Here is an 11063-nt window from a genome sequence, read left to right on the forward strand (position 1 = left end):
ATGTGATTTCTTTTCCGTTTTCATATTTTGGTAGATCGTTAAACTCGTAGTTCCAGTTGTCTTTTGTTACTTCTTTTTCTGTTACTTTTGTTGTTTGTCCATCTACTGTTTTATTTAGGATTACTTTAATCTTGTCTGGGCGTTTTCCGTCTTGGTTATTTCCGTCATCCCATGTTTTTGTTCCTGCTACACTTACTTTTTCTGGTGTATGTGTGTTTTTCAGGTTATATCCTTCTACTGATTTTTCGTATCCTGGCACGTCCTCTTCATCTATACTGTATGTGATTAGTTTCCCGTTTTCATGTTTTGGTAGATTATTAAACTCATACTTCCAATTTCCATCAGCATCTGCTTTAACTTCTTTTTCAACTACTGTTGTCGTTGTTCCATCTACTGTCTTTTTTAGGATTACTTTAATCTTATCTGGACGTTTTCCATCTTGATTGTTCGCATCATCCCATGTTTTTTTGCCAGCAATATCTATATTTGTTATTTTAGCGTTTGTTGCTGTCCAAAATAACACTTCACCTTCAACTACATTTACTTCTTTTTCTGTAGGATCAAGTATATAGCCATCAGGTGCTTTCGTTTCTTTAATTTTATATTTCCCAGGTTCTAATTTCTCAGAAACAGCTTCTCCTTGTGCATCTGTTTTCAATGTAAAAGTAGATCCATCTTTCACTTTTGTAATTAAAAATTCTGCGTTAGGAAGTTTAATTTGCCTATCATTTTCATCAACTTTAAAAATTTTAATTTTTTGGATTAAATCCCCTTGTCCAGTACCACCAGCTTCTGCATTATTAAACCATGCTCTATATATTATATTTGTTTCAGTACTCTTGAAAATACCCTCATTTTTCAATTTAAGTTGTGGAATATATGTTGTATTATATGTTAGGCGATATTGTCTACCATTTATATCTCCAAATTTTTTACTATACTCAAAGGTAAACTGTGTATCATTTCCAGAAAATTTTATAAAGTCTTTAAGATCATTATATTTATAAACATTAACAACTCTTGATGTATACCCATATTGATCATATTCAAGTTCGTATAACACAAAAGAATCTCTAATATAATGAATTGTAGGTGGCAAGTTACCTTCATCTACGTAAAGTCTATCTGAGATAGTTAAATTTGAATAATTACCTTTTATATGATTAATACGTAAAACCCATTTGGCTTGATTATCATTTCCAGGAACTGTCGCTCCCCATTTAGCAAATGTTTCATTTTTTATAGTAGGTTTTGGTCCTATTTTGATATTTGTAGATTTTTTTACACTTCCTATTTGTATATCAATTATATTGTCTCCACCTTCATTTATTTTACTGTGAGCAAATCCTGCTTGTAAGTATAAGTTACCTTTCACGTTTTCTCTATTTTCTACGTATTTTGTAAATGTAACTTTTACTGTTCCCCCACCTTGTTCTCCATTAGAATTAACATGTGCATTAGCAATAACTGTTTTACCATCTGGTGCGTAAAGCTTAAAATCTACTGTCGGTCCGTCTGTTGGAAATTTAAACTATTCTGGTAACTTAACAATAAAATAGTCCCCTTGTTTTAACTGATTTCCATACGAACTAGCATCCCAATCCATATCTAGTCTATATTCATTCCAATAATGATATCCTGGTGCAGGAGTTCCATCATGATTCTTAATTTCAAATCTAGTTATTTTTGTATTAACGCGATCCACTTCTGTTCCTTGCGCAGATGTTAAACTACTATTTTGAAAAAGAACCCCTAAGAACATGACAAAGGCTAAAAAAAGTTTAACCGTTTTTTGAATAATATTACTTTTCTTCATTTAAATCCTACCTCCTAGTATTTTTATTATTCATTGTATATTTCTTAGCTGCTTCCTTTACTTTATAAAATTTTGAATTAATCATCACACTAAGGTGGGATGCCTATGATGATTTCAAATTCAAATTTTTATTAGGTACTATTACTCCTTAATTTTAGGAAGCTCCATATTTAAAGTAATTTCCCTTATGCAAAATCGCATAACTATCACTTACTTTCCAATCTACACGTACGATTAAAATAAATCATACTTTTTAATTTCTTTAGTCAGCGCCTCATAGACTTTCCGGTTCAAAAGCTTAGCTTTATTATATCTACAACTTTTTTTTACTCCTTAAGAAACAATTGTTTTAATTATTAATCCTAGGCCTGCCTCCAAATATTATATCATAACTAATTTTTCATGTCCAATTATTTCTTAAATAAGGATTTTAACCCCATAGCAGATAAAAAACATTATTAAACTGCATTAAATCAGCCTAAAATAAAAAAATATTAACTCCTTACAAAAACAATTATATTATAAAAATAGCGATATCTATTTCTTGCTAAAAACACTACAGAGGCTAGATCATAAACAACCTAGCCGCTGTAGTGAGCTTTAAAAATTTATTTTTTTAAGTTTATCTGTTTTTCATTATTTTAATAACTTGTACCACAATAGTCGGCGCAAGAGCCAAGCCTACTATAGTTAAAATTTGTATTCCATTTAGTGACATTACTTTGAAAATACTACCGATTGCTGGAATAAAGATTATTATACTTACTAACGTTATTCCAATTAAAAATGCGATAATTGTATTCTTGTTTGTAAATAATCCTATTTTTGTCAGTGGTAAATCACTTCTACAGCTAAAGCCATTGAATAATCTTGCTAAACATAGTACCAAGAAAGCAAATGTTGTTACATAACCTTCTCCTGTATTTATACCAATATAATATCCGATAAATACCGCAATAGCTATTAATCCCGCTTCTACTAATATCGCTGTAAATGTTGAACGCATTAAAATCGGCTTTTTTGGATCACGAGGCGCTTGTTTTAACACTTCATCGGTTCCTGGCTCTGTTCCTATCGCAATAGCTGGCAATGAGTCTGTTACTAAATTAATAAATAACAATTGAATCGCTGCAAATGGTACAACATACTTCGTATCAAAGAATGCTAATAGTGTTGTCGCTATTACTACAAAGATTGCTCCAGTATTTCCTGTTAAAAGATACTTAATTGCATTTTTAATATTTGTAAAAATATTGCGTCCAACAGTTACCGCTTTTACAATAGTTGCAAAATTGTCATCTGTCAATATCATATCAGCAGCATCTTTTGAAACTTCTGATCCTGTTATTCCCATCGCAATACCAATATCTGCTTGTTTTAATGCTGGTACGTCATTAACTCCATCTCCGCTCATACCAACGATTTTCCCTTTTGCTTGCCATGCATTTACAATACGGATTTTATGTTCAGGTGCAACACGGGCATAGACCGAAATTTTCTCCAAATCACGAGAAAGCTCTTCTTCAGTCATATTTTCTAGTGTTATACCATCTACAACCATAGCTCCCTCTTGGAAAATTCCTATTTTACGAGCAATAGAACGGGCTGTTATAGCATGATCTCCAGTTATCATAATAGGTTTAATTCCTGCCTTTATCGCTTTTTCTACTGCATCTTTTGATTCTACACGTGGTGGGTCTATCATTGAAGTTAGACCGACGAATTTTAAATTATTTTCATCATCAAAAGTTAATTGCTCTTTATCTGTTACTTTAAAAGCATAGCCAAGGACACGCAATCCTTCTTCTGCAAAGTTGTAGTTTTGAACTAATATTTGATCGATATCCTCTTTTGTTATATCGCGAACTTCTCCATATAATAATATATGGCTACATTTTTTAAGAAGTTCATCTGTCGCACCTTTGGTTAACATTACTTTTTCGCTATTAACAATTTGTAATGTCGACATAAATTTACGAACTGAGTCAAATGGTAGTTCTTAAATACGAGGATAGTTTTCTCGATAATCTTGTTCAATAATATTATATTTTCTACCTAATTCTACTAGAGCAAGCTCCGTTGGATCTCCTACTTTTTGGTCACCATTAATAAATGAATCATTAGTAAGAACCATCGTATCCATTAACATTTTACTCGCTTTATCTTCCAAACTAAGTTCATCTGGTTTTAAAAGTTTACCATTTACATAAACATCTTCAACCGTCATTTTATTTTGTGTCAATGTCCCCGTTTTATCAGAGGCTATGATAGATACTGAACCCAAAGTTTCTACAGCATTAATATCTTTCATAATTGCATTTTCTTTTGCTAGAGTTTGTGAACCTAATGATTCAACTATTGTTATAATAGATGCCAATGCTTCAGGTACAGCCGCAACTGCAAGCGCAATAGCAAACATCGCCGCTCCACCAAAATCTTTTGAACTAATATATGTTAGTCCAAAAACTACAATACATAGAGCTATTATACCGATAGATAGGTTTTTAGAAAACTCATCTATTGATTTTTGTAATGGTGATTTGCTCGTTGTCGCCTTGTTAAGTAGTTCTGAGATTTTCCCGATTTCTGTTGCTACTCCTATACTAGTTACAACTGCACGACCTTTACCATAAGTAACTTGTGAGCCTGTAAAGACCATATTTGTCTGATCCCCAACAACTACTTCATCATCTATTGTCTCGATTGTTTTATCGACAGCATGACTTTCTCCAGTAAGTGCAGATTCTTGAACTTGTAGTGAGCTTGCTTCAATAATACGCGCATCCGCCACTATCATATCTCCAGCTTCAAACTCTATAGTATCTCCAACTGGTAGTTGTTCAGAATTAATCTCTTGTTTAACTCCATTACGAATTACCTTAACTTTTCGAACTGATAGTTGTTTTAAGCTATCAACCGAACGTTGTGCATTAAGCGTCTGTGTTGTTCCAAGTATCGCATTAATAATTAGCACGATAATAATTACTATTGAAGATTCATGATCTCCTGTGAATCCAGAAATAACCACCGCAACTATTAAAATTAACACAATCAAGTCTTTAAATTAGTTTAAAAATATTTGAAAAGCACTTGGACGAGGCTCTTCAGGAAGTTTGTTTAAGCCATACTTTTCTAGACGACTTTTTGCCTCATTATCATAACCCTGAATTACTAGTTTCTAATTCACTTAACATTTCTTCGCTATCTTTTTGATAAAAATATTTCATCTCTTTGCCCTCTCTTTATAATTTTTTCGCAAAGTAACTTGATTGCTTAGGTCAGTATTAAAACAAAAAAGCGAGACCGATTGCATAGCAACCAAGTCTCGCTTTTTAAAGTAGCACCGGAAAATATTCTTTCGTAATGACGATACTACTACGTTTATTCGTAAGCTAATCCCTTGTGTTTATATAACTATAACATAGTCTTATATATTTTACAAGAAAAAAAGAATGTATATCATCTCTTTAGTTAATAAAAATATCTCCACTCTTTTTATTTAAGTGAAGATACTTTTACATCAACTTTTATTTACTTTCTTGTCTTTTTTGCAATAATGGACTTAACACCACTCTAAAAATTGAATCAGCGATTATTATTCCTACTGCAAGTCCTACTGCTCCGTAAAAACTATTTAGGAAAATTTTTGCAGAGTTTCCGTATTCATCTAATAATAATGTTCTAAATGCATCGTAAATCGTAACCCCTGGTACTACTGGAACCAATCCAGGTACAAAGTATACTGTTAAAGGATTTTTAAATTTAATCGCACATATTTGGCTTATATTTGCTAGAAGTAGTGAACACACTAAGCTCGACATGAATACACTTTGTCCATGACTCCACATTTCCCAATATCCACACCAACCTATTGCACCAATTACACCACCTGTTACTAAAGTTTTTTTCGGTACATCACAAACAATAGCAAATGAAACTGATGATATAAAACTAAAAACGAAGTGATATAGTAATAATAAGGCATGACTTAAAACTGCAATCATTATACCACACCTCCTAATAATCTAACTAGATAATAGACTGTTACAATACCTGCACCTAATGCGAATGCGACACAGAATGTTTCTATAAAACGAATAGTTCCAGAAATGAATTGTTTAGCGATTATATCCCTCATGGAGTTCGTTATCGTAATACCAGGTACAAGCGGTACTACAGCGCCTATCATAGCTAACCTTAACGACTGCCCATTTAACAATGCAAATCCTAAATAACCTGCTACTCCTCCGGCAAAGGTGCTAATATATTCTGAAATGAATGGAGCTTTTAAATACCCTATAACTTTTACATAGACATAAAATGCTACTGCTCCAGCTATACTTCCAGGAATTACATCCCAAAAACTTCCTTCGAAAATTAATACGATACTTCCGCTAAGAATTCCTGAACAAAGAACTTTAAACCAATTTTTTATCGGGCTCTTTTCTGCTTGAACTCTTTTAAGTGCATCATACATGTCTAGTAAGCTGATCTGTCCTGATGTATATGCTCTAGATAGTGTATTTACCGCTGTTGTCTTTGTTAAATTATACGTTCTATCATTAACCCTTCTAAAATCAGTACCTAGTCCTTCAATCCTTATAAAAATACCGGTTAAGGTAACGTGTGTATAATATTCATCCGTTCTAACTTCTCCAACACCTTTTCTTATAATTCTTTCTAGTGTATCTTCTGTTCTGTATACTTCAGCACCATTTTCCATTAGGATTTTTCCCGCAAGTAAGGCTGTTTTCATCAATAATTTTTCATACATCACTTTTTCCCAATTATGATTAGTACGGTAGTCAAAATAAAAAAACTATATATAATTACACAGTTTTAATAAAAATCTTCTCTAAAATCATTTGTACTACTTTCTTCTAATCTCCCAACCTTTCTTTAATCGTTTCCAAGGTTATTATATCATAAATAATTGAATAAAAACACACTTTTATTGTTTTATTTTTCTATTTTTTCATCTTCGATAATTTTCACTTTTTATAATGTTTTTAATTTATTATTATTCTTTTTCTTTTTAATAAAATCTTTATTTTCTTTAAAAAATTTATTTTTTACGATTCTTCCTCAAATATCTTGAATAAAAAGTGTATAAGTACTACAATAAAATTAAAGAATATTTCATGTAAGGGGGAAATATTATGAAAATTATATTTTTAAAAACTCTACTAGAATAAACTTTTTTACATATCATATATAAAGTCAACTATTTAAAAATTAGGAGGAGAATTATTATGGGATGTACAACTATTCTTGTAGGAAAAAATGCTAGTTACGACGGTTCAACTATGGTGGCCCGTACTGAGGACTCACCATCAGGAGTGTTTAGATCAAAAAAATTCATAAACGTAAGTCCAGAGGAACAACCTCGTAAATATAAATCTGTTATTTCAAAAGTAGAAATCGAATTACCAAATAATCCGGTACGTTATACTGCAGTGCCTAACGCTATTTTAGATAATGGTATTTGGGGACAATGTGGTGCTAATGAATACAATGTTTCAATGAGTGCTACTGAAACTATTACATCTAATGAACGTGTTCTTGGAGCTGATCCATTAGTAGAATACAGAGCTGCCGTTGGTAATCCAGGAGATGTTGATTATATACCTGAACAAGTAGGTGGAATCGGTGAAGAGGATATTTATACAATAGTAATGCCATATATTGCAACTGCACGTGAAGGTGTTGAATTTCTAGGGAAACTTTTAGAAAAATATGGTACTTATGAAATGAACGGAATTGCATTCCAAGATGAAAACGAAATTTGGTGGTTTGAAACAATTGGTGGACATCATTGGATGGCACGTCGTGTTCCTGATGATAGTTATGTTATTATGCCAAACCAACTTGGTATCGATAAATTTGATTTTGAAGATGCTTTTGGAGCGAAAAAAGAATATATGTGCTCTGCCGATTTAAAAGAATTTGTTGATAAATATCACCTAGACTTATCAATCGATGGAAACTTTAATCCACGTCATGCTTTTGGTAGCCGAAGTGATGCCGACCATACATATAATACACCACGTGCTTGGATTCTTCAACGTTATTTCAATCCAACATCTAACACTTATGATGGTATAAATGCTGATTATCACCCAGATTCTGATAATTTACCTTGGGCTAGAGTACCTGAGAAAAAAATAACTGTTGAAGATATTAAATATGGATTATCTCACCACTACCAAGGAACTGAATATGATTTATATTCTAAAAACAGTAATTCTGTTAAAAAAGGAACTTTACGTCCAATTGGTATAAATCGTACTAACTTCTTAGGATTGGTTCAAATAAGACCATATATGCCTGATGAACTTAAATCTATTCAATGGTTAGCTGTTGGTTCTTGTGTATTTAATGCTATTGTTCCATTCTACACTAACATTAATCGAACTCCTGAATACCTAGCTAATACAACTAACCAAGTAACAACTGAAAACTTCTACTGGACTAATCGCTTAATTGCAGCTCTTTGCGATGCTCATTTTGCAGATACTGCTTCACATATTGAACGATATCAATTAAAAGTTCAATCACAATCAAGAGAACTTCTTAATAAATATGATGAAGAGTTTATAGAAACTAAGGTATCGAGAGAAGCTGCTAAAGATTATCTAGAAAAAGCTAATGATAAAATTGCTAAAGAACTTAAAGTTCAAACAGATGATTTGTTAGATAAAGCGTTATTTACAGCAAGCTGTAATATGAAAAATAAATTCGCTAGATCTGATGCGTAATACAATATAAAAATAGAGTGTAGTTAATAACATACTACACTCTATTCTATTTCCAGCAATTAAAGAACCGCTATATTTCACCTTCTATATCTTTCTTTAATTTTTCATATGATGAAAATTCTTCTATATGTATATTCTTTACTATACCATCTTTTGATACTATCACTTTTGTAGGAATAGTGTTAATCTTTAATAAATCTATTGCGTTTTCCGTAGCGGAATAATAGTTAAAATTATACTCCTTGTCTTTTAAATACGAAAGTGCTTTATCTTGCGTCTCTCTCTCTCCATCCGCAATATTTATCAATATAAATTCTATCTTATCTTTATATTCATCATATAATTTTTTAATAATAGGTAACTGTTTTTGACAATCTGGACACCAACTTGCCCAATACATCATAAATACTGGTTTCCCTGAGGATATTGATTTTATTGAAATCTCCTTGTTTTCTTTACTATACACTGTAATATCTGGTAATTTCTTATTAACAAATTCTTGATAATTAATCGAGATATTATTTTTTTCTTTCTTTTGAGTATTATTTCCATCTACAAATAAAAATACAGCTATTGCCAATATAGATAAAAATATACTTGTTATTATTATAATATTCTTCCTCACCTTATAATTCCCCTTCTCTCATTTTAATCACTAATATAATTTATATGTAAAGAATATTTGCGTGTACTATGATTATATAATATGCACTTGATTATTTACAAATCAAGTGCATATTTATTATTTATCTTTTCTATTGTTAGAATATTTTCTTACGAATAGTAAAGCTATCAACCCTATTACTCCTAACCATCCTGTACTTGTACTTGTAGTAACTCCCGTTTTCGCCAATGCTTTCTCCACTTTTGCAGTTGGTACTTGTGGTGTTGGTTTCTTAGGTTTTGGTTGTGTTGGAATTTCTGGTGTTGGTGGGGTTGGTTTCTTAGGTTTCGGTTCTTTTGGAATCTCAGGAATTGGTGGAACCTCTCCTGGCGGTGGTGTCGGATCTTTAGGCTTCGGTAATACATATACCTTATTAGTAACTTTTGGTTTATGGTCAAAAATTATCTTAGCTTCATTAGGTACTTTTATCACATTTTCATCTTTGTATTTAGATAAATCTACATTATCTTTTATCTTAGCATAGATTGATAATGTAACTTCTCTACCTTCTAATAATTTTAAGATATCTTTATTTGTAACCTCAAATACTACAGTATTATCTTTAACTACTAAATCTCCGATTTTTTTCAACGCTTCTTTATCTATTGTATTCTTATCATTTCTTGTAGATAAAGCATTATTTAGTAATTCAATTGCTTTAAATTTATCTGATTCTTTATAATCCTTAATTTGTTTATTCAAATCATGGACAACTTTTTCCAATTCTTCTTTATTTATACTATTATTTCCAATAGTTTTTTGTTTTTCAGCTAATTCACTAGTTAATGTTTCTATATCTTTTTCAAGAAGAACTTTTTCTTTATTTAATTCAACAACTTTTTCTCTAATTTTCTCAGATTTTATCTTAGAATTTACTACTTCTAATTGTTGTTTTTTATCAGTTAATTTAATTTCTGAATCTCTCGCGTCTTTTCTTGCTGTTGATTCACCTTTAGCTTGTTGAAGTTTATTTTGAACTTTAGTTAATTCATCATTTAATTTAGCTAATTCTTTATTTACAGCTATAGTATCTACTTTTTCACCATCGATTCGAACCTCAGCTTTAAGAATATCTAGTACTTTTTCTAAATCGTCACTAATAGCGAATTGTTTGTAGTCTTGATTAATCCCTAAGCGCTCTTTAATGTCGTATCTAAATACTTCATTATTTACTTTTAATTCTCTAAGAGTTTCATTCTCTTCACCATTTTCTGAGTTAATTGATTTCTCACCTGGTTTTGGTGGTACTATTTTAATTGGTGGTGGTGTAACGAATACTGGTGGTGTTTTACCAGTAATTTTTGGATCATTATTTACAATATAGCGAGCTTCATTCGGTACAGCATATCCAGAATCTCTGTATTTTGATAAATCTGCATCCTTAGTAATTTTAGCTTTAAATTCTATTTCAATAGATTTTCCAGCATTTTGTTTAACAAAATCGCCTTTAAATTCTACATTTAATTCACCATCATTTTGAGTAATTTTCGTATTAACTTTCTTACCATTAACACTAACTTCAGGTTTACCACTAAATTCTAACACACTTTCCAATTTATCTAATACATTAAACTGTTCCGCATTCTCCGGCATTGTTGTAGAAATTCTATATACAAATTCCTCATCAATTTTACTTAATACCTGTTGTTGCTTGTTATTAACAGTTTTTACAATATTAGGTTTCGTTGGATCAGACGGTGGTGGTGTTACTGGTACTACGTTTGAGTCTTTTGTTACACCTGGTTTGTTTGGAAGGTCTACTCTGTATTGTGCTTTGTTTGGTACTTGTGTTTGTCCTTCTTTAGTCACATATCCAGATAGGTTC

9 protein-coding genes and 1 pseudogene are annotated in these 11063 nt (G+C 31.4%); 1 reads left to right on the forward strand and 9 read right to left on the reverse strand.

Translation table 11 applies throughout. From position 1 onward, the window contains the following. From ACWOA3_RS08740 to ACWOA3_RS08770, 7 genes and pseudogenes are all read right to left on the reverse strand, one after another. Nucleotides 1-1375: Cna B-type domain-containing protein (locus tag ACWOA3_RS08740; protein ID WP_456885416.1), on the reverse strand; the 1375-nt coding region annotated here is incomplete at its 3' end. A gap of 3 nt (nt 1376-1378) precedes the next feature. Continuing rightward, a pseudogene (locus ACWOA3_RS08745) lies at nt 1379-1816 on the reverse strand (Ig-like domain-containing protein); the annotation flags it as partial. Nucleotides 1817-2438: 622 nt separating this feature from the next. Beyond that, a complete protein-coding gene (locus tag ACWOA3_RS08750; RefSeq protein ID WP_456885403.1) occupies nt 2439-3785 on the reverse strand; it encodes a cation-translocating P-type ATPase in 1347 nt (448 codons plus the stop codon). Between the two features lie 30 nt (nt 3786-3815). After that, nucleotides 3816-4865, reverse strand: a complete 1050-nt coding sequence (locus ACWOA3_RS08755) for an HAD-IC family P-type ATPase (RefSeq protein WP_456885405.1) — start codon at nt 4863-4865, stop codon at nt 3816-3818. A gap of 15 nt (nt 4866-4880) precedes the next feature. Continuing rightward, a complete protein-coding gene (locus ACWOA3_RS08760; RefSeq protein WP_456885418.1) occupies nt 4881-4985 on the reverse strand; it encodes a cation-transporting P-type ATPase in 105 nt (34 codons plus the stop codon). A 358-nt stretch (nt 4986-5343) separates the two neighbouring features. Further along, nucleotides 5344-5820: a threonine/serine exporter family protein gene (locus ACWOA3_RS08765; RefSeq protein ID WP_456885407.1), complete on the reverse strand. Its 477-nt coding sequence runs from the start codon at nt 5818-5820 to the stop codon at nt 5344-5346. Further along, complete coding sequence (locus tag ACWOA3_RS08770) at nt 5820-6590, reverse strand: threonine/serine ThrE exporter family protein (RefSeq protein ID WP_456885409.1); 771 nt, start codon at nt 6588-6590, stop codon at nt 5820-5822. Before ACWOA3_RS08770 ends, ACWOA3_RS08765 begins: the two co-directional genes overlap by 1 nt. Before the next feature lie 478 nt (nt 6591-7068). Between ACWOA3_RS08770 and ACWOA3_RS08775 the strand changes: the two genes are divergently transcribed. Continuing rightward, on the forward strand, nt 7069-8574 hold the full coding sequence (locus tag ACWOA3_RS08775) for a C69 family dipeptidase (RefSeq protein ID WP_456885412.1): 1506 nt from the start codon (nt 7069-7071) through the stop codon (nt 8572-8574). Between the two features lie 70 nt (nt 8575-8644). On the opposite strand, the gene ACWOA3_RS08780 is transcribed toward ACWOA3_RS08775, so the two are convergent. Beyond that, a complete protein-coding gene (locus ACWOA3_RS08780) occupies nt 8645-9199 on the reverse strand; it encodes a TlpA family protein disulfide reductase (protein WP_003147644.1) in 555 nt (184 codons plus the stop codon). A 117-nt stretch (nt 9200-9316) separates the two neighbouring features. Further along, the coding region (locus tag ACWOA3_RS08785) for an isopeptide-forming domain-containing fimbrial protein (protein ID WP_456885414.1) at nt 9317-11063 on the reverse strand (1747 nt) is incomplete at its 5' end.

It is taken from the genome of Gemella taiwanensis, from assembly GCF_054054385.1.